Below are 18,891 nucleotides of genomic sequence, written 5' to 3'. Positions count from 1 at the left end.
CAACTTCACAGGGCGATCCGGGTTCGTTCCGGATCGCGTAACGAGGGGCACTTCCGTCACAGGGGAGCGGAAGTGCCCCTCGCGCGCGCATGTCCGCTGTGCTGGAATGCGAGACGTGCCTGGCCATGAGAACGACGCCCCAAATGTCCGCCGCAAGCCACTGGCTCCGCTTCCCGCCGAACTCTCCGGACCCGTACGGGACTTCGTCGCCGCCCTGCGCCGGATGCACGGCGAACTGGGCTACAGCCTTCAGGAGTTGTCGGGGCGGCTGCCCGCCAGCCGGTCGTCCCTCTCGCGGTATCTGCGCGGCCAGAGCCTGCCCGACGAGCGGCTGCTGGTGCAGTGGTGCAAGCTCTCGTTCACCGGTGAGGACCGGATGCCCGCGCTGGTGGAGCTGCTGCATCGCGCCCAGGAGGCGGCGGACGCCCCGCCGGTGCCCGCCCCGCAACCCGGCGACGAGGCCGGGCCGGGTCCCGGCGACCGGACGGAACCGGAAGACCCGCAAGACCCGGGAGACCTGGAAGACACCGCACCGGCCCGGAGCCGGCTGCGGCTGCTGCTCGCCGGGCTCTGCACCGCCGCCGTACTGGCCGGCGCCGCGTTCGCCGTCCTCGCGCTGACCGGCCCGGACAGCGGCGGTCCGGCGGAGGGCGGCGGCCGGGCGCCGGCCCCCGCGGGCTCCTCGACCGGCACCGGATCCGCCGTGATCACCGTCAACAACGTCGAACGGGCCTGCCAGCACAGCCGCAGCGACTACTGCGGACTCGGGCTCGCCCGCGATCCGTACGCGCCGTATCTGCGGCCCAACATCGTGGGCCATGTCTGGCACGGCGATGCGCTGCACGCGGTCTGCGAGATCGCCGACGGTGTCACCGTCACCGACGAGATGGGCGGGCACAGCAGTATCTGGTTCCGGGTCGACCACAGGGGCGGGCAGGTCTGGGCGCCGGGCATCCGGATCCGTCCGGAGCAACTGGCGAACGCCGAACTGCCCCGCTGCCGCGACGGATCGTGAACGTCCGGCCGTGCCCCGGCCCCCGTACGGATGCCGGCCCGGAACGCACCCGCCCTGTCCATCTGAGCCCCGGTGACTATCGTGGCGATGCCATGACAGCCGGCGATACCTGACCGCAGCGACTCCCAGGGGGAACCACTCATGACCGCACGCCGCACCCGCCACCGCTCCGCCGCCTACGCCGCGCTGGCCCTCGGACTCGCCGGCTCACTCGCCCTGACCGGCTGCAACAGCGCGAAAACCCACCGGAGTTCGTCCTCGGCCTCCAGGAGCACGCACCACGTCATCGGCGGTGCGGGCACCGCGAGCCGTCGCAGCGGCCGTACGACGTACTGCTCCCTCTCCACGTCCCGGCTCCAGTTCGGTCAGCAGACGGGTCCCAAGGGGTACGTCACCGTGCGGTACCGGAACTCCTCCAGCACGCTGAGCTGCACGCTGTACGGCGCGCCGCTGCTGTCCTTCAACCAGGCGAAGACCCCGCTGCCGCCGGTGAAGGCGGGATCGAACCACCAGGTCACCCTCCGCCCCCGCGACACCGCCTACGCGGTCGTCCCGACCAACACCCCCGCCGCGCTGGGCACCCGGCAGGAGAACGTGGCCATCCGGTTCGCGCGGTCCACGGGGTCGCCGGTGACGTTCGACTTCGCCGAGAAGCGCGACATCATCTCCGTCGGCCAGAGCAGGGTCAGCGACTGGAACAGCAGCCTGGCCGGGGCCAGGCTGGAAGCCGGCGTCGGCGACTGACCCCGCACGGGTGGGCCCGGCCACCGGGGCCGGGACCACGCCGTTCCCCGGGCTACTCGGCGTCCAGCCCCGCCAGGACAAGCCCCAGCCGGGCCGCGCCGCCGTCGGTGACCCGGACCGGAACGCCCCAGTCCTGCTGGTGCACATGGCAGGCCGGGTACTCGACGTCCGGGGCGTCGTCGCAGGACGCGGCCATCGCCGAGACGTGCAGCACGCCCTCGGTGACACCGTCCGCCAGCACCAGGTCCCGGGCGAGATCGGTGCCCGCACCGGCACCGTCGGCGAGCAGCTCCGGCGGCGTCGCACTGACCAGCAGCCGTGTCGAGGGGCCGTAGCGGGTGTCGAGCTTCTGGCCGGCCGGGGCCTGGAAGACCACGTCCAGGCGGAGGCTGCCCGGGGCGACGTCGGTGGCCGCGCGCCGGGTGCGGTGGGCCACCGCCTCGACGCGTACCGCCTCTTCGGGCAGCCGCAGGCGGGTCAGCCGGTGCCGCGCGGACTCCACGACCACGATGTCGTCGTCGGCGAGCACCGCCGCGGACGGTTCGCGCAGATCGGTCGCGAGCGTCGTCACCTCGCCGCTCGCGGGGTCGAAGCGGCGCAGCGCGTGGTTGTAGGTGTCCGCGACGGCGACCGAGCCGTCGGGCAGCGCGGTGACGCCCAGCGGGTGCTGGAACAGGGCCTGCGCGGCGGCGCCGTCGCGGTGCCCGAAGTCGAAGAGCCCGGTGCCGACGGCCGTGCGGACCACATGGCCGTCGCCGTCCGCCGCCCGCTCGATCCAACGCACCGCGCTGGTCTCCGAGTCGGCGATCCACAGCCGGTCGCCGGCCGCCGCGAGCCCGGAGGGCTGGGCGAACCACGCCTGTGCGGCGGGCCCGTCCACCAGCCCCTCGTTGGTGGTGCCGGCCGCGACCGAGACCGTGCCGTCCGCCGGGTCGTACGTCCACAGTTGGTGCACGCCGGCCATCGCGATCCACAGCCGGTCCTGCCACCAGGCGAGGTCCCACGGCGAGGACAGGTCCACCTCGCGGGCCGGCCCGGAGGACGGCGAACCCTGCCACCACTGCCTGCCGGTGCCGGCCACCGTCTCCAGCGCACCGCTGCGGGGGTCGAAGACCCGGACGGCGTGGTTGACGGTGTCCGCGACGGCGACCGTGCCGTCGGGCAGCAGCGCCAGGCCCTGCGGCTCGTTGAAGGAGTCCGGGCCCAGCCCGCGCTCGCCGGTCCCGATCCGGCGCAGCACCTGCTCGCCGTCGGCCGCCAGCTCCACCAGCTGATGCCGGGTGGTGTCCGAGACGAGGAAGGTGCCGCCGGGCAGCCGCACCGCCTTGCCGGGGAACCGCAGGTCGGTGGCGACCGGCTCCGGCGGTACGTACGGGCCGTCGCCGCGCCGGAGGGTGCCCTTGGCGCCGTGTTCGGCGACCAGTTCCTCGACGAGCTTCTCGATGGCGTGCGCATGGCCCTCGCCCGCGTGCTGGGCGACCACATAGCCCTCGGGGTCGATCACCACGAGCGTCGGCCAGGCCCGCACCGCGTACTGCTTCCAGGTCGCCAGCTCGGGGTCGTCGAGGACCGGGTGCTCGACGCCGTACCGCTCGACGGCGTCCACGACCGCCTGATGCTCGGCCTCGTGCACGAACTTCGGGGAGTGCACGCCGATGATCACGACCGAGTCGCGGTGCCGCTCCTCCAGCTCCCGCAGCTCGTCCAGGACATGCAGGCAGTTCACACAGCAGAAGGTCCAGAAGTCGAGGATGACAATGCGTCCTCGCAGGTCGGAGAGGGTGAGATCATTTCCGCCGGTGTTGAGCCAGCCGCCCTTGCCGATCAGCTCGGGGGCCCGGACGCGCGCACGTGAAGCCATGTGGACATTCAACGTCACCCCGGTGCGTCCGCATTCCGCAGGGTCCGTGGGGAACACCTCACCCCTTCCGCGATCCCACGGAGACCACTCCCCGCGCTCCCGCAAGGACGTCGTGCACGACCGGATCTTCGGCATCGGTGAGGACTACTGGTTCGACGACGATCATGGTCGGCACGCCTTCCTGGTGGACGGGAAGGCGCTGCGCCTGCGGGAGACCTTCGAGCTCAAGGATCGAGTACGACGGCGAACTGCTCGCCGAGATCTCCCGGCGCCGGCTGACCGTACGCGACGCCTATGCGGTCGACGCCGTACGGGAGGACGCCGATCCGCCGCTGCTGATCGCCATCGCGGTGTGCGTGATCCGGATGGCCAAGCGGGAGCGCGGGGACGACTGAGGGCTCGGGGCGGGCACGGCCAAGCCTCCCCCCCGCGAAGGGAATTGACCGATTTCGCCTGGTCCGCACCGTTCGGGGTCGGCGAACCGCGCACAGTATCACCGCCAAAGCTTTCGAACGGCTCCGCCGTCAAACATCCACCTACGATGGTGACCCGAAAGCACTGCCGGGGTGCCCTTGCGCAAAGTAACTTAACTGCACAGACAGCAGCCCGCGTACGAACCGTCCGAGGGGTCCCGTGACCGTCCATCCCAGCCTTCAGTCCTCCATCGATGCCTGGACGCATTCCATAGAAGCGATAACCGAGCTGGTGACGCCGCTCGTCGAGGGTGAGTGGAGCAGGGCGACAGACCTCCCAGGATGGTCCGTACGCGATGTCGTCTCCCACGTCATCGGTCTGGAATGCGAGATGCTGGGCGACCCGCGGCCGATCCACACCCTGCCGCGCGACCTCTACCACGTACGGAGCGAGTCGGCCCGCCGCATGGAGGTCCAGGTCGACGTCCGCCGGCACCACACCGCACCGGAAATGCTCGGCGAGCTCGAATACACCGTCATCCGGCGGTCCCGGCAGCTGCGCAACGAGTCCCGCCAGCCGGACGCCGTGGTGCGCAGCCCGCTCGGCGAGGAGCGGACCCTGGAATTCGTGCTGGAGCAGCGGGCGTTCGACGTCTGGGTGCACGAGCAGGATCTGCGCCGGGCGCTCGGCAAGCCCGGCAATCCCGACTCCCCCGGCGCGCATGTGGCCCGCGATCTGCTGGTGCGGGTGCTGCCCGGCATCGTCGCCAAAAGGGCCCAGGCGCCCGCCGATTCGGCAGTCGTCTTCGACATCACCGGCCCGGTGGAGTTCATGCGCACGGTGCGGGTCGGCGCCGACGGCAAGGCGACGATCGACGGCAGCGTCTCGCTCGGCCCGACGGTGACACTGGCCATGGACTGGGATGCCTTCCACCGGCTGGCCTGCGGCCGGGTACGCCCGGCGGCCATCGTCGAGCAGATCAAGATCGATGGGGACCACGAGCTGGCCCAGGCCATCCTCGACACCTTCGCGGTGACGCCGTAGCGGGCTCCCCGGCAGCACGCCCCGGCGGGAACGGGTCATCCTGACGGGGCGTACCACTGGGCGCAACATCGCGGAACTGCGCGATCAGACACCGCGGAGACGCAGAAACGCAGAGGCGCAGCAACCCGGAAACGCGCAGGGACAGCCCAGGTGCGCCCAGGCCGCTGCCTGCCGACCGGACAGCACGCGGGGAGTTGGCCGTTTCACGTGAAACGGCCAGCCGGTTTCACGTGAAACCGGAGCCGCTCCCGACTCGATCCGCCAACTCCCCAGCGCTTTCCGGGAGATGGAGCATTCCCGGACGGCACTCCTGAGCACTCCGGTCCACGGCACCGCCCCCCTCACGCCGGTACGTGCACCGCCTCCACCCTGCTGACGACCAGCCGCTCCCGCTCGCGCCGTGCCGCGCGCCGGCGCAGCCGCAGGATCTGTGAGAGGCCGATGGCCTCCAGGACGAAGACCGAGGAGAAGGCGATCCGGTAGTTCTCGCCGGTGGCGTCCAGGAGGACGCCGATGGCCAGCAGGGTCGTCATCGAGGCGGTGAAGCCGCCCATGTTGACGATGCCGGAGGCGGTGCCCTGGCGCTCCGGCGGGTTGGCCGGCCGGGCGAAGTCGAAGCCGATCATCGAGGCGGGACCGCAGGCGCCCAGCACCACACAGAGCATGACCAGCAGCCACATCGGGGCGTGCGCGGCCGGCCAGCACACGGTGAGGGCCCACAGCAGGGCGGTGGCGGCGACGGTGCTCAGGGCCAGCGGCGTACGGGCCGCGTGGTGGCGGGCGATGACCTGCCCGTAGACCAGACCCACGCCCATGTTGGAGAGCACCACGAGCGTGAGCAGTTCACCGGCGGTGCCGCGGGAGAGGCCCTGCGCCTGGACGAGGAACGGGAGTCCCCACAGCAGCAGGAAGACCATCGCCGGGAACTGGGTGGTGAAGTGCACCCACATCCCCAGCCGGGTGCCCGGCTCGCGCCAGGCGTCCGCGATCTGCCGGCGGACGAACGCGGCTCCGCTGTGCTCGGCGGGAGCGGGCGGCGGCGCGAAGCCCTCGGGGTGGTCCTTGAGGAAGAGCAGCAGCAGGACCAGTACGGCGACCCCGCCCAGCGCGCTGCCGGCGAAGGTCGTCGTCCAGCCGAAGGTGTGCAGCAGCCGGGCCAGGACGAGGGTGGAGATCAGGTTGCCCGCCATGCCGACGAGCGCGGCGATCTGCGCGATCATCGGGCCGCGGCGGGCCGGGAACCACCGGGAGCCCAGTCGCAGCACGCTGATGAAGGTCATCGCGTCACCGCAGCCGAGCAGCGCGCGCGAGCCGAGCGCCATGGTGTACGTCGCGGAGAGCGCGAAGCCGAACTGCCCGACGGTGTAGAGGACGACACCGAGGGTCAGCACCTTTTTGGCGCCGAGCCGGTCGACCAGCAGGCCGACGGGTATCTGCATGCCCGCGTACACCAGCAGCTGGAGGATCGAGAAGGTGGAGAGCGCCGAGGCGTTGATGTGGAAGCGCACGGCGGCGTCCAGGCCGGCCACGCCCAGGCTCGTGCGGTAGGTGATCGCGACGAAGTAGACCGCGACGCCGATGCCCCAGACGGCCATCGCCCTGCGGCCGCCGGGCGGGTCCGAGGGCAGCAGCCGGGCGGCGCCCCCGCCTATGCCACCGCCGGCGGTGGTGTCGGTGCCGCCGCTCATCGCACGTCCCCCTGCGCGAGGTTGCGGACCCAGCTGACATGCCGCTGTACGGCGTCGGTGGCCGCATCGGAGTCTCCCGCGCGCAGCGCTTCGAGGATTTCCGTGTGCTCGGCGATGTTCTTGGCGATCCGGTCGGGGTGGGCGTGCATGACCGCGACGCCCATCCGCAGCTGCCGGTCGCGCAGTTGCTCGTAGAGCCGGTCCAGGATCTGGTTGCCGGCGCTGCGCACGATGGCGGCGTGGAAGGCGCGGTCGGTGACGGAGACGGCGGCCAGATCGCCGGCCGCGGCCTGTTCCCGCATCGTCTCCACCAGCGCGCCGAGTTCCTCGATCAGCGACTGGCTCGCGGGTACCGCCTTGGCCGCCGCGTGCTTCTCGACAAGCAGCCGGGTCTCGACGACGTCGGCGATCTCCTGCGCGGAGACCGGCAGGACCAGGGCGCCCTTCTTGGGGTAGAGCTTGATCAGCCCCTCGACCTCCAGCCGCAGCAGCGCCTCGCGCACCGGGGTCCGCGACACCCCCACGGCCTCGGCGAGCTCCCCTTCGGTGAGCAGCATGCCGCCCTCGTAGCGGCGCTCCAGAACGGCGTCCTTGATGTGCGCGTAGACCCGCTCGGCGGCGGGGGGCTGTTTGGCGGGAACGGGACCGGTCTCCCTTGTGGGGGCGGTGGGCGTGGACGCTGATGGCATGCGCACAGGATAGATACAACAGGTATGCGACCGTCACGCCATTCCGGGATGCGGACGATCAACGGGGTGTTTGTCCTGGTAGAAGCGTTATGGGCAGGCGGCCGGGGCCCGTGCACGGTCACCGGCCGCCCCTGCCTCAGCCGCGCATCAGCCCCTGGGCGATCAACCGCTCGACCACCTGCCCATGGGCGGGCGCGCATCGCGTCCGCGCTCCCTCACGGTCGAACCAGGCGTACTCGGCGATCTCCCGGCCGGGGACCGGAGCGATGTCCTGGGGCCCACCGGTGAAGCAGGTCATGTGCAGCCGCCTGCCGTTCTTGCCGTGCGCAACGGCGTGGATGACGAACGCCTCGGTCAGCTCCGCCACGGGAACGTGCAGGCCGAGCTCCTCGGACAGCTCCCGGGACAGCGCCTCGCGGGCCGTCTCGCCCGGCTCGTACTTGCCGCCCGGGAGGTAGAAGGTGTCGTTCCCCCGCGTCCGGACGCTCAGCAGCCGCCCGTCGCGGACATGCAGCCAGGACACCGACCTCAGCGGCGCCCGGCGCTCCAGGGCGATCAGCGGATGGCCGGTCTGCTCGTCGATCCGCCGCCCGCGCTCCGTGAAGCCCAGGTGCGCGGAGAAGCGGCGGGCGCGGGCGTTCTCCTCGAAGACCTCCAGGGACAGCGCGCCGTACCGCGCCGCCGCGTGCTCCAGCAGCTCTCGCCCGGTGCCGCCGCCCTGCGCCTCGGGCGCCACGAACAGCCCGCCGACCTCGGCGCCCCCCTCGTCGCCGGTCCCGCCACCCAGCAGACCGAGCAGCCCGATGACGGTGCCGTCGCGCTCGGCGACCCAGTTCTCGGCCTCGGCGAGATACACCTCACGGAGGAGGCGGGCCCGCTCGCCCTCGCCCTCCCCCTCGATGAACGGATGCGCCTGCCGTGCGGCGCGGGACCACAGGTCGGTCACCGTGTCCTGATCGGCGGGCCGATAGCGCCGGATGATCGTTTGACTGCTCACCCCGCCGACCGTAGGCAGCCCGGCCGGCGGCGGCAAACCCTTTCCGGCCGACCACGCCCCGGCCGAAGGGGGACTCCAGGGGGACCACCGGTCCGACTCAAGGCTGACGAGAGTCCGTACCTGGCGCGTACGGACGGGCCGGAATCCCATGGGTGAATGGAGGCATGGAGTCGATGAGGCTCCGCAGAACAAGGGGAGTTGACCATGCAGCCCAGCACGAACACCGGCCGCCGCGCCCGGAACGCCGTCGTACTGGCCTTGATCGTCGCCGCCGTGTGGGCGGGCACCGCACTGACCCGCGGCGCCGCACAGGTCGATCCGTCCGCCCCGACGGGGCCCGTGGCGCACTTCGGTCGCGCCGTGGAGCTCATCCGGGGCTGAGCAACGGACAGGGGCGGTGTTTCACGTGAAACTCGCCGACCGTTTCACGTGAAACTCCGCCCCTGCTGCCGCTATGGGCCCCTCCGGCTCAGCCCCAGGTGATCAGACGCTTGGGGCGTTCCAGAATCGCCGCGATGTCCGCGAGGAGCTTCGAGCCCAACTCCCCGTCGATCAGCCGGTGATCGAAGGACAACGCAAGCGTGGTGACATGGCGGGGCTTGACCTCGCCCTTGTGCACCCACGGCTGGAGCTTGACCGCACCGAAGGCGAGGATCGCCGACTCCCCCGGGTTGAGGATCGGCGTACCGGTGTCGACGCCGAAGACGCCGACGTTGGTGATGGTGACCGTACCGCCGGACATCGCCGCCGGTGAGGTCTTGCCCTCGCGGGCGGTCGCCACCAGCTCGCCCAGTTCCGCGGCGAGTTGGGGGAGCGCCTTGGCGCCCGCGTCCTTGATGTTGGGGACGATCAGGCCGCGCGGGGTCGCCGCCGCGATCCCGAGGTTGACGTAGTCCTTGTAGACGATCTCCTGATGCGCCTCGTCCCAGGCCGCGTTGACCTCCGGGTGGCGCTTGAGCGCGACCAGGAACGCCTTGGCGACCAGCAGCAGCGGATTGACCCGCAGCCCGGCCATGTCCGGGTCCTGCTTCAGCTCCTGGACGAGCTTCATCGTGCGGGTCACGTCGACGGTGATGAACTCCGTGACATGCGGTGCGGTGAAGGCACTGGCGACCATCGCCTGAGCGGTGGCCTTGCGCACGCCCTTGACCGGCACCCGGCGCTCGCGGGCCGCCGCGTCGAAGGTCCCGACGGGCGCCGCCGCGGCCGGTGCGCTCACCTCGGCGACGGCGGGCACAGCTGCCGGCGGGGCCGCCGCAGCAGTGGCCGCCGCGTACACGTCGTCCCGGGTGATGATGCCGTCCGCGCCGGTCGGGACCACCGTCGCCAGATCGATGCCGAGGTCCTTGGCGAGCTTCCGGACCGGCGGCTTGGCCAGCGGCCGGCCGGCGGCCGGGGCCGGAGCGGCGGGCGCCGCGGGGACGATCACGGGAGTGGCTGCCGGGACGGGTGCGGTCCGCCCGTTCAGCTCGGCCTGGAGCCCGGTGGTCACCGACTCCGGCTGCGCCGGGAAGGCCGACTGCACCTTGCGCGCCCGGCGCTTGGTCGAGGCCGGCGCGGCGCCGTAACCGACCAGCACCGCCTGCCGGCCCTGCGGCTCGGCCTCCTCCTCGGTGGCGGCGGGCGCGGCGGCCTCGCCCGGCTGCCCCGCGACGGGCCCGGCCCCCGGGTCGGTGTCGACCGAGATGATCACGGTGCCGACGTCGACGGTGGTGCCCTCGTCGAAGTTCAGGGCATGCACCACACCGTCGTAGGGGATGGGCAGTTCGACGGCGGCCTTGGCAGTCTCGACCTCGCAGACGACCTGGCCGTCGGTGACGGTGTCGCCGGTCTTGACGTACCACTTGAGGATCTCGGCCTCGGTGAGCCCCTCGCCCACGTCGGGCATCTTGAACTCGCGGATGCGCTGCGCGTTCGCGGCGCCGGCGGTTCCTGTAGTCATGGTCACGGCTCTCCTCAGCCCTCAGTACGCCAGCGCGCGGTCAACGGCGTCAAGCACCCGGTCCAGTCCCGGCAGGTACTCGTCCTCCAGCCTGGACGGCGGGTACGGGGCGTGGAAGCCGCCGACCCGCAGCACCGGTGCCTCCAGGTGGTAGAAGCAGCGCTCGGTGATCCGGGCGGCGATCTCCGCGCCGGAGCCGAAGAAGACCGGCGCCTCATGGACGACGACCAGCCGGCCGGTCTTCTCCACCGAGGACTGCACGGTGTCGAAGTCGATCGGGGAGATCGAGCGCAGGTCGACGACCTCGACCGACTTGCCCTCCTCGGCCGCGACGTTGGCGACGTTCTCGCAGACCTTCACCATCGGACCGTAGGCGGCCAGGGTGAGGTCGGAGCCGGTGCGGGTGATCCGGGCCTTGTGCAGCGGGTCCGGGATCGACTCGGTGTCCAGCCGCGACTTGTCGTGGTAGCGGCGCTTGGGCTCGAAGTAGATGACCGGGTCGTCGCCGGCGATGGCCTGCTGGAGCATCCAGTAGGCGTCGGAGGAGTTCGAGGGAGAGACGATCTTGAGGCCCGCGACATGCGCGAACAGCGCCTCGGGGGACTCCGAGTGGTGCTCGACCGCGCCGATACCGCCCGCATACGGGATGCGGATGACGACCGGCACCTTGACCTTGCCGAGCGCCCGCGCGTGCATCTTCGCGAGCTGGGTGACGATCTGGTCGTAGGCCGGGAAGACGAAGCCGTCGAACTGGATCTCGGCGACCGGGCGGTAGCCGCGCAGCGCCAGGCCGATCGCGGTGCCGATGATGCCGGACTCGGCGAGCGGGGTGTCGATCACCCGCTCCTCACCGAAGTCCTTCTGCAGGCCGTCGGTGACGCGGAAGACGCCGCCGAGCTTGCCTACGTCCTCGCCCATGACGAGGACCTTGGGGTCGGCCTCCATGGAGGCGCGCAGGGATGCGTTGATCGCCTTGGCGATGGTGATCTTCTCGAAGACGGCCATGGTCAGTTCCCCTCCGCGATGGCATCGGCGTCGGCGAACGACGCCTGGTACGCGGCGAACTGCGCGCGCTCCTCATCGACGAGCGCATGCCCGTCGGCATAGACGTTCTCGAAGATCGCCATGGTGTCCGGGTCGGGCATCGCCCGTACGACCTCGCGGACCCGCTTGCCCAGGGCCTCGCTCTCCTCGTCGATGGCGGCCAGGTACGCGTCGTCGACGAAGCCCTCGGACTCCAGATACGTCCGCAGCCGCAGGATCGGGTCCTTGGCCTCCCAGGCCAGCGTCTCCTCGTCGGCCCGGTACTTCGTCGGGTCGTCGGAGGTGGTGTGCGCACCCATCCGGTAGGTGAACGCCTCGATGAGCATGGGGCCCTGGCCGGTGCGCGCCCGCTCCAGCGCCGCCTTGGTCACCGCCAGGCAGGCCAGGACGTCATTGCCGTCGACCCGGACGCCGGGGAAGCCGAAGCCGCGGGCGCGCTGGTAGAGCGGCACCCGGGTCTGCTTCTCGGTGGGCTCGGAAATCGCCCACTGGTTGTTCTGGCAGAAGAAGACGACCGGGGCGTTGTAGACCGCGGAGAAAGTGAAGGATTCGGCGACATCGCCCTGGCTGGAGGCGCCGTCACCGAAATACGCGATGACCGCGGAATCCGCGCCGTCCTTCTGCACGCCCATCGCGTAGCCGGTCGCGTGCAGCGTCTGCGAACCGATCACGATGGTGTAGAGGTGGAAGTTGTTGCTGTTGGGGTCCCAGCCGCCGTGATTCACGCCGCGGAACATTCCCAGCAGGTTCGTCGGGTCGACGCCGCGGCACCACGCCACGCCGTGCTCGCGATAGGTCGGGAAGACGTAGTCGTCGTCACGCAGTGCCCGCCCCGAGCCGATCTGGGCGGCCTCCTGGCCCAGCAACGAGGCCCACAGGCCCAGTTCGCCCTGGCGCTGGAGCGTGGTCGCCTCGGCGTCGAAGCACCGGGTCAGCACCATGTCGCGGTACAGCCCGCGCAGCTCCTCGGGGGAAAGGTCGATCGCGTAATCCGGGTGCTCGACCCGCTTCCCTTCCGGGGTCAGCAGTTGTACGAGCTGGTCCTGCTCCGCCTCGTCCGGACGGCCGCCGTTCCCGGCCTGGGACTGCGGCGCCTTTTTCGTCGGCGTCGCCTTTTTGGCGGTGGTGCGCTTGCTGCCGCCGCGGGCGGTTTTCCGCTCGGCAGTGCCTTCCACGGTCACGTGCTGCTCCTCCGTCTGTCCGGCCCCCGGGGTCCGCCGGTGGCCGTATTGCGGCTCACCCGGTATCCGATACGGCGCACGGGGTGTGTGCGAACGCGGCCGGGTCCGGGTGGAACAAAGCGCCCCGGAGTGGCCTGCTCATTGCACGTTACCCATTGCCAATGGGTAAGTGGAAACCGCTCTGACCTGCGATTTTGCTTGGATTTCCAAGTAAATCGCGAAGGGCGGGAACAACTCCTGGTCACAGCGTTGCAGGCCGTCGGGACAACGGCACGTTATATCGGTGACCTGGAGCACGGGAAGGGTTGATGTGTGAGACTGGGAAGGTGCGCGAAGACGGAAAAATCACGGTTTTCCTGCTCGATGACCACGAAGTGGTCCGGCGGGGCGTCCACGAAATGCTGTCGGTCGAGGAGGACATCGAGGTCGTCGGCGAGGCCGGCACGGCCGCGGACGCGCTGGTCAGGATCCCTGCGACGCGTCCGGACGTGGCGGTGCTCGACGTCCGGCTGCCGGACGGCAGCGGTGTCGAGGTCTGCCGTGAGATCCGCGCCCAGGACGAGGGAATCAAATGCCTGATGCTCACCTCGTTCGCCGATGACGAGGCCCTTTTCGATGCCATCATGGCCGGTGCGTCCGGATATGTTCTCAAGGCCATTCGGGGCAGCGAACTCCTCTCCGCGGTCCGCGACGTGGCAGCCGGAAAGTCCCTGCTCGACCCCGTGGCCACCGCCCGCGTCCTGGAACGGCTGCGCGACGGGAACACCGCGAAGGGCGACGACCGGCTGGCGAACCTCACCGAGCAGGAACGCAAGATCCTCGATCTCATCGGCGAGGGCCTGACCAATCGCGCAATCGGCGAACGGCTCCATCTCGCCGAGAAAACGATCAAGAATTACGTTTCCAGCCTGCTGTCCAAGCTCGGCATGGAACGCCGCTCCCAGGCCGCCGCCTATGTCGCGCGAATGCAGGCCGAACGGCGCTGACCAGGCCATGAGCGCCGGCCCCGGCCGCGGCGCCGGCGAAACCGTGCCCGGGGAAAAGGACCAACGTCCCGCAGCTCCAGGGCTGCCGCCTCTACCCACGGACGCGCCCGACGGGCAGGCTGAGCCCATGCCCACCGACGACTTCCGTGCCATCGAGCTGCTCAGCCGCACCCCCTACGGACGCGTGTCGGCCAGCCGTCGGGCGCTCCCCTTCACCACCGTCACCCGGCACATCGTCGTCGACGGCCGACTGATTCTGCGGCTGCACCGCGGCTACGACTACCACCGGGCACTGGACGGCAGCGTCGTCGCCTACGAGGCCGACAACGTCAACAGCGGGGAGCCCGACACCTGGTCCGTGCAGTTCACCGGCACCGCCCGGGTCATCCGGCCGACCCCCGCCGAGCGCGAGCTGTTCGGCCGCACCCCGCGGCTGGCCGACGGGGCGCCCTTCGACCCGGTCTTCCTGCGCATCGAGCCGGAGTTCGTGACGATGCATTACCTCACGGACGTACCGGTCTTCCGATATGCACACCCTCTGTAAGGCTTTCCGGTATACCCACTCCAGTGGGTGTAGTTGATCTAACATCTGGCGCGTGCTGCGCTCATCTGTAGTCCGGTCTGCGGCGACGCCCGACCGCGACACCCTCGGATCCCTGCTGCGCCACTACGACCGCGCCGGCGCGCCGCTCTCCTGCGAGCCCGTCGCCGAGGGTCTGCTCAACCACGGCTACTTCCTCGCCACCACCCGCGGCCGCTACTTCCTCAAGCACCACCTCGACGGCGACCGCGACGCCCTGACCCGCCAGCACCGCGCCACCCGCCGGCTCGCCGGACTCGGCCTGCCGGTCGCCCCGCCGGTCGCCGACGCGGACGGCCGCACCGTCACCGTCCTGGACGGCCGCTGCTACGCCCTGCACCCCTGGATCGAGGGCCGGCACCTGGGCGGCGCCGCGCTGACCGGCGCCCAGTCCCGCCGGCTCGGCGCGCTGCTCGGCCTCGTCCACACCGCGCTGGCACAGGTCATGGCGGACGAACCCGCCCCGCCGCGGCCACCCGGCACGGACGCCGCAGCCGACCCCGAGCGGACCTTCGAGACGATCGACGAGCTGCTCGCCCTGGCCCGCGGCGCCCGCCCCCGCACCAGCTTCGACGAACTGGCCGAGCACCGGCTCCTGGAGCGCCGGGCCCTGCTGGACCGGCAGGCGCACCGCCGTCCGCCGCCGGGCGCGCAGCCACCGGCGGGCTGGGTGCACGGCGACTTCCACCCGCTGAACGTGCTCTACCGCGGCACGGAACCGGCCGCGATCGTCGACTGGGACCGGCTGGGCGTCCAGCCGCGCGCCGAGGAAGCGGTACGCGCCGCCGCGATCTTCTTCGTACGCCCCTGCGGCACGCTGGACCTGGCCAAGGTCGCGGCGTACGCGAGCGCCTACCGGGCCGTCTGCGGAGCCGGAGCGGACGAACTGGCGGCGGCCGTCCACCGGGTGTGGTGGGAGCGGCTGAACGACTTCTGGATGCTCACCTGGCGCTACCAGCTGGGCGATCGCCGCACCGACCCGCAGTTCCCCGCGGCGGCGGCGCTCGCGGTGTGGTGGACCCGCGAATACCCGGCCGTGCGGAAGGCGTTCACGGGCTGACCCGCGCGGGTCAGCCCGTCACCGGCCGGTCAGCCGCCGGTCGTACCGAGCGTCGTACCGCCGTTGTTGATCCCGCCGTTGCCGGTCCCGCCGTTCGTCGTGCCACCGTTGGTGGTTCCGCCGTTCGTCGTGCCACCGTTCGTGGTCCCGCCAGTGGTGGTGCTGGGCGGCGCCGAGGTCGGCGGCTCGGAGCTCGGCGGCGCCGAGGTCGGCGGCTCGGAGCTCGGCGGCTCGGAGGACGGCGGGGCGCTGGGCCGGTGGCTGGGCCGGTGGGAGTAGGTGTTCCCGCCGCCGCTGGAACTGCCCGGGAACGTCTCGTGGGTGGTCTGCTCGTCCGTCGGCGGCGCCGTGGACTCCTCGGACTGCGAGGCGGACGGCGACTGGACCACCGGGGGCTGGCGGTTCTGGTGCTGGTTGTTGGTGTTCTGCAGCGCAAAGGCCACACCCACCGCGATGGCGATCAGCGCGAGCACCGCGATCAGCCAGACCTTGCCGCGACCGCCCCTGCCCTGCCGGCGACCGCCCTCGTAGCCGCCGTCGCCGTCCCGTCCGGGCGCGACGATCGGCTGCGCCGCGGTCCGGCCGGCGTCGGGGTGCGACAGGGCCGTGGTCTCGGCGGCGCCGCCACCGCGGAGGGCCATGGTGTGACCGCCGTCGTGCATCGCGACCGGGCCGGTGTTCCAGGTACCGGTGTGGCCGCCCTGCTCGTGCAGCATCTGGAGCGAGTACTGGACCAGACCGCGCATCTCCTCGGCGGTCTGGAAGCGGTCGTCGGGGTCCTTGGCCAGCGACCGCATGACCAGGCCGTCCAGCTCCGGCGGCACCGCCTCGGCGACCTCGGAGGGCGGCACCGGCATGTCCTGGACGTGCTGGTAGACGACCGACAGCGGGGTCTCACCGGTGAACGGAGGCCGCAGCGCGAGGAGTTCGTAGAGCAGGCAGCCGGTCGCGTACAGGTCGGAGCGGGTGTCGACGGTCTTGCCGAGCGCCTGCTCCGGGGAGAGGTACTGGGGGGTGCCCATGACCATGCCGGTCTGGGTCATGGTCGACTGCGCGCCGTGCAGCGCGCGGGCGATGCCGAAGTCCATGACCTTCACGGCGCCGCTGTTCGTGATGATCACGTTCGCGGGCTTGATGTCGCGGTGCACGATGCCGTGCTGGTGGCTGTAGGCCAGCGCTTCCAGGACGCCGGAGACGATGATCAGCGCCTGGTCCGGCGGCGGGGCGTCCGCGTTGAGCAGCAGATCGCGGATGGTGTGGCCCTCGACCAGCTCCATCACGATGTACGGCACGGTGTTGCCGCCGACGAAGTCCTCACCGGAGTCGTAGACCGCGACCACCGCGTGGTGGTTCAGCCCGGCCACGGACTGCGCCTCACGCGTGAAGCGCGCCTTGGACACCGGGTCCTCGGCGAGATCGGAACGCAGCAGCTTCACGGCGACGGTACGGCCCAGCCGTACGTCCTCGGCGGCGAACACCTCCGCCATACCGCCGCGGCCCAGCCGGCGCGTCAGCCGGTAGCGGCCGTCGCCGACCAGTCCGCCGTTACCCCACATCTCCGGTGCGTCCGGGACATTGGAGCCGGTGGCGTCAGGATCGGACGGCCCCTGGGGGCGCTGCGTCGGTGCCATCGGTCCTCGCCGTCGAATCGATCCGCGTTACAGCGGTAAGGTCTCGGTCTTCGCTAGAGCACGCTACAGGTTCCGCGGCACCCACCGGTCCGTCGTGGACCGGCCATCAAACCCTCCGCCCACCTGGAGTGGCAAGTTCACCAGGGGTAACCGGACCGCCGGAACCTCTCACAGCCGTGGTCGGATCTTGCACATCTGGTCACGGAACGGGCACACAGCTTGACGTGTCCGTGGCCTGGGGCAGACTTGGCTGCAGAATTCCAGATTTTGATCGCCTGACATGTGGGCAGTGCGCCTAGGGGGAAGCGGAACCATGAGCCAGGACGGCGCTCAGGGCCAATTCGAGGGCCGTTCGGTCGGCGGTGGACGCTACCAGCTCCGTGATCTTCTCGGAGCGGGCGGCATGGCGTCCGTGCACCTCGCCTATGACAGCGTGCTGGATCGCGAGGTCGCGATCAAGACCCTGCACACCGAGCTCGGCCGCGAGCAGGCGTTCCGTGAGCGCTTCCGGCGCGAGGCCCAGTCAGTGGCGAAGCTCACGCACACCAACATCGTCTCGGTCTTCGACTCCGGCGAGGACGAGCTCGACGGCGGCATGGTGCCCTACATCATCATGGAGTACGTCTCCGGGCAGCCGCTCCGCTCCGAGCTGGACAACGACATCGCCCAGCACGGCGCGATGCCGACGGAGAAGGCGCTGAAAATCACCGCCGATGTGCTCGCCGCTCTGGAGGCGAGCCATGAGATGGGCCTGGTCCACCGGGACATCAAGCCGGGCAACGTCATGATGACCAAGCGCAACGTCGTCAAGGTCATGGACTTCGGCATCGCCCGCGCCATGCAGTCCGGCGTGACGTCCATGACCCAGACCGGCATGGTCGTCGGCACCCCGCAGTACCTCTCGCCCGAGCAGGCGCTGGGCCGCGGTGTGGACGCCCGCTCCGACCTCTACTCCGTCGGCATCATGCTCTTCGAGCTGCTGACCGGCCAGCTGCCGTTCGACGCGGACTCCCCGCTGGCCATCGCCTACGCCCACGTCCAGGAAGAACCGCCGGTCCCGTCGAGCATCAACCGCTCGCTGCCGCCGGCCGTGGACGCGCTGGTGGCCCGCGCGCTGAAGAAGAACCCCAACGAACGGTTCCCGACCGCGGAGGCGATGCGGGACGAGTGCCTGCGGATCGCCGGGTCCGCCCAGTCCGGGGCGACACCGCTGATCATCAGCGAGGGCCCGCGCGCCCGCACCAGCGGTGCGTCGGTGTCCTCCGCGGTGTTCCCCACCGCGTCGGGCACCCCGCAGACCCCGGTCCCGCCGAACGTCCAGCAGCCGTACCAGCCGACGCAGGCGGCCTTCGGCCCCTCGACGCCGCCGCCGGTGAACAACCCCTTCCCGACGCCGGCACCGACCCCGGCGCCCTTCGCCAACGGCGGCTTCCAGGCTCCGCCGCCGTTCAACGGGCCGCCGGCGCCGCCGGCGCCGCCGGTGACCGCCCCGATGCCTTCGGCCGGTGGCCCGCGGCCCCGGAAGAACAACAGCCCGGTGATCATCGTCGCGGCGGTGGTCGGCGTCATCGTGGTCACCGTGATAGCCATCGGCATCGGCCTGAGCGCCGGCAGCTCCGGTGACGACGGCGGCGGCTCTCCCTCGTCCTCATACACGCCGTACTCCTACACCCCGTCGCCGACCAACAGCGTCCGGCCCGAGGACAAGACGGCGACGATCCTGGCGTCCGAGTGCACCAACCCGGCCAAGAGCTACAGCGACAAGGGCAAGATCCTCGTCCCGTCCTTCAAGTACAAGAACCTGGACTCGGTCAAGGCATGCATCCAGGCGGCCGGCTGGAAGTACAAGGTCGTCAGGGAAGCGAACGACTCGCTCTGGGCCAAGAACACCGTCACGGACCAGACCCCGGCAGCCATCAGCTGGTGGGACCCGAGCAGCGGCGACACCATCCAGCTGACGATCTCGACCGGCCGCAGCAACTGACGGCAGCGGACAGCAGACGGCGGAGGGGCCG

At 70.9% G+C, this 18,891-nt stretch carries 16 protein-coding genes and 1 pseudogene; 9 read left to right on the top strand and 8 right to left on the bottom strand.

Features of this window, described 5'->3' with window-relative positions; genetic code table 11:
- The first annotated feature begins 106 nt into the window (after nt 1–106).
- Together ACO1BR_RS03520 and ACO1BR_RS03515 are read left to right on the top strand one after the other, a co-directional pair.
- The gene (locus ACO1BR_RS03520) at nt 107–1,015 is read left to right on the top strand and encodes a helix-turn-helix domain-containing protein (protein WP_426793531.1); all 909 of its coding nucleotides are present in this window, start codon (nt 107–109) and stop codon (nt 1,013–1,015) included.
- 141 nt (nt 1,016–1,156) lie between these two features.
- Nucleotides 1,157–1,759, top strand: coding sequence for a DUF4232 domain-containing protein (locus ACO1BR_RS03515; RefSeq protein ID WP_426793530.1), 603 nt, complete (start codon nt 1,157–1,159; stop codon nt 1,757–1,759).
- A gap of 52 nt (nt 1,760–1,811) precedes the next feature.
- On the opposite strand, the gene ACO1BR_RS03510 is transcribed toward ACO1BR_RS03515, so the two are convergent.
- The gene (locus ACO1BR_RS03510; RefSeq protein ID WP_426793529.1) at nt 1,812–3,620 is read right to left on the bottom strand and encodes an NHL domain-containing thioredoxin family protein; all 1,809 of its coding nucleotides are present in this window, start codon (nt 3,618–3,620) and stop codon (nt 1,812–1,814) included.
- A gap of 112 nt (nt 3,621–3,732) precedes the next feature.
- On the opposite strand from ACO1BR_RS03510, the pseudogene ACO1BR_RS03505 reads away from it, so the two are divergent.
- Nucleotides 3,733–4,015, top strand: a pseudogene (locus ACO1BR_RS03505) (hypothetical protein).
- 238 nt (nt 4,016–4,253) lie between these two features.
- Nucleotides 4,254–5,078, top strand: a complete 825-nt coding sequence (locus ACO1BR_RS03500; RefSeq protein ID WP_426793528.1) for a maleylpyruvate isomerase family mycothiol-dependent enzyme — start codon at nt 4,254–4,256, stop codon at nt 5,076–5,078.
- Between the two features lie 341 nt (nt 5,079–5,419).
- Here the strand turns inward: ACO1BR_RS03500 and ACO1BR_RS03495 are convergent, their stop codons facing one another.
- The 3 genes from ACO1BR_RS03495 to ACO1BR_RS03485 all read right to left on the bottom strand — a co-directional run bounded on the left by ACO1BR_RS03495 (nt 5,420) and on the right by ACO1BR_RS03485 (nt 8,452).
- A complete protein-coding gene (locus tag ACO1BR_RS03495) occupies nt 5,420–6,766 on the bottom strand; it encodes an MFS transporter (RefSeq protein ID WP_426793527.1) in 1,347 nt (448 codons plus the stop codon).
- Nucleotides 6,763–7,455, bottom strand: a complete 693-nt coding sequence (locus ACO1BR_RS03490; RefSeq protein ID WP_426793526.1) for a GntR family transcriptional regulator — start codon at nt 7,453–7,455, stop codon at nt 6,763–6,765. Before ACO1BR_RS03490 ends, ACO1BR_RS03495 begins: the two co-directional genes overlap by 4 nt.
- 136 nt (nt 7,456–7,591) lie before the next feature.
- Nucleotides 7,592–8,452, bottom strand: a complete 861-nt coding sequence (locus tag ACO1BR_RS03485; RefSeq protein ID WP_426793525.1) for a GNAT family N-acetyltransferase — start codon at nt 8,450–8,452, stop codon at nt 7,592–7,594.
- A 204-nt stretch (nt 8,453–8,656) separates the two neighbouring features.
- Here ACO1BR_RS03485 and ACO1BR_RS03480 point away from each other — a divergent pair, with 204 nt between their 5' ends.
- Nucleotides 8,657–8,833 carry a hypothetical protein gene (locus tag ACO1BR_RS03480; RefSeq protein ID WP_426793524.1) on the top strand — a complete coding sequence of 59 codons (177 nt, stop codon included), beginning with the start codon at nt 8,657–8,659 and terminating at the stop codon, nt 8,831–8,833.
- 88 nt (nt 8,834–8,921) lie between these two features.
- Here the strand turns inward: ACO1BR_RS03480 and ACO1BR_RS03475 are convergent, their stop codons facing one another.
- The 3 genes from ACO1BR_RS03475 to pdhA are packed head-to-tail and all read right to left on the bottom strand — an operon-like array spanning nt 8,922 to nt 12,619.
- Nucleotides 8,922–10,394 carry a dihydrolipoamide acetyltransferase family protein gene (locus tag ACO1BR_RS03475; protein ID WP_426793523.1) on the bottom strand — a complete coding sequence of 491 codons (1,473 nt, stop codon included), beginning with the start codon at nt 10,392–10,394 and terminating at the stop codon, nt 8,922–8,924.
- Between the two features lie 21 nt (nt 10,395–10,415).
- Complete coding sequence (locus ACO1BR_RS03470) at nt 10,416–11,399, bottom strand: alpha-ketoacid dehydrogenase subunit beta (protein WP_159502867.1); 984 nt, start codon at nt 11,397–11,399, stop codon at nt 10,416–10,418.
- Nucleotides 11,400–11,401: 2 nt separating this feature from the next.
- A complete protein-coding gene (gene pdhA, locus ACO1BR_RS03465) occupies nt 11,402–12,619 on the bottom strand; it encodes a pyruvate dehydrogenase (acetyl-transferring) E1 component subunit alpha (protein WP_426793522.1) in 1,218 nt (405 codons plus the stop codon).
- A 326-nt stretch (nt 12,620–12,945) separates the two neighbouring features.
- On the opposite strand from pdhA, the gene ACO1BR_RS03460 reads away from it, so the two are divergent.
- The 3 genes from ACO1BR_RS03460 to ACO1BR_RS03450 all read left to right on the top strand — a co-directional run bounded on the left by ACO1BR_RS03460 (nt 12,946) and on the right by ACO1BR_RS03450 (nt 15,245).
- Nucleotides 12,946–13,605 carry a response regulator gene (locus tag ACO1BR_RS03460; protein WP_426793521.1) on the top strand — a complete coding sequence of 220 codons (660 nt, stop codon included), beginning with the start codon at nt 12,946–12,948 and terminating at the stop codon, nt 13,603–13,605.
- Between the two features lie 127 nt (nt 13,606–13,732).
- The gene (locus ACO1BR_RS03455; protein WP_159502864.1) at nt 13,733–14,149 is read left to right on the top strand and encodes a pyridoxamine 5'-phosphate oxidase family protein; all 417 of its coding nucleotides are present in this window, start codon (nt 13,733–13,735) and stop codon (nt 14,147–14,149) included.
- Nucleotides 14,150–14,201: 52 nt separating this feature from the next.
- The gene (locus ACO1BR_RS03450) at nt 14,202–15,245 is read left to right on the top strand and encodes a phosphotransferase (RefSeq protein WP_426793520.1); all 1,044 of its coding nucleotides are present in this window, start codon (nt 14,202–14,204) and stop codon (nt 15,243–15,245) included.
- A 29-nt stretch (nt 15,246–15,274) separates the two neighbouring features.
- On the opposite strand, the gene ACO1BR_RS03445 is transcribed toward ACO1BR_RS03450, so the two are convergent.
- Nucleotides 15,275–16,876, bottom strand: a complete 1,602-nt coding sequence (locus ACO1BR_RS03445) for a protein kinase domain-containing protein (RefSeq protein ID WP_426793519.1) — start codon at nt 16,874–16,876, stop codon at nt 15,275–15,277.
- A gap of 313 nt (nt 16,877–17,189) precedes the next feature.
- Between ACO1BR_RS03445 and ACO1BR_RS03440 the strand changes: the two genes are divergently transcribed.
- The gene (locus ACO1BR_RS03440; RefSeq protein ID WP_426793518.1) at nt 17,190–18,860 is read left to right on the top strand and encodes a protein kinase domain-containing protein; all 1,671 of its coding nucleotides are present in this window, start codon (nt 17,190–17,192) and stop codon (nt 18,858–18,860) included.
- The last annotated feature ends 31 nt before the right edge of the window (nt 18,861–18,891 follow it).

The sequence above is a fragment of the Streptomyces sp. YGL11-2 genome (genome assembly GCF_050054615.1).
Classification (GTDB): domain Bacteria; phylum Actinomycetota; class Actinomycetes; order Streptomycetales; family Streptomycetaceae; genus Streptomyces.
Note: the sequence above shows the minus strand (reverse complement) of the source record. Positions and strands in the feature narration are given on the sequence as shown.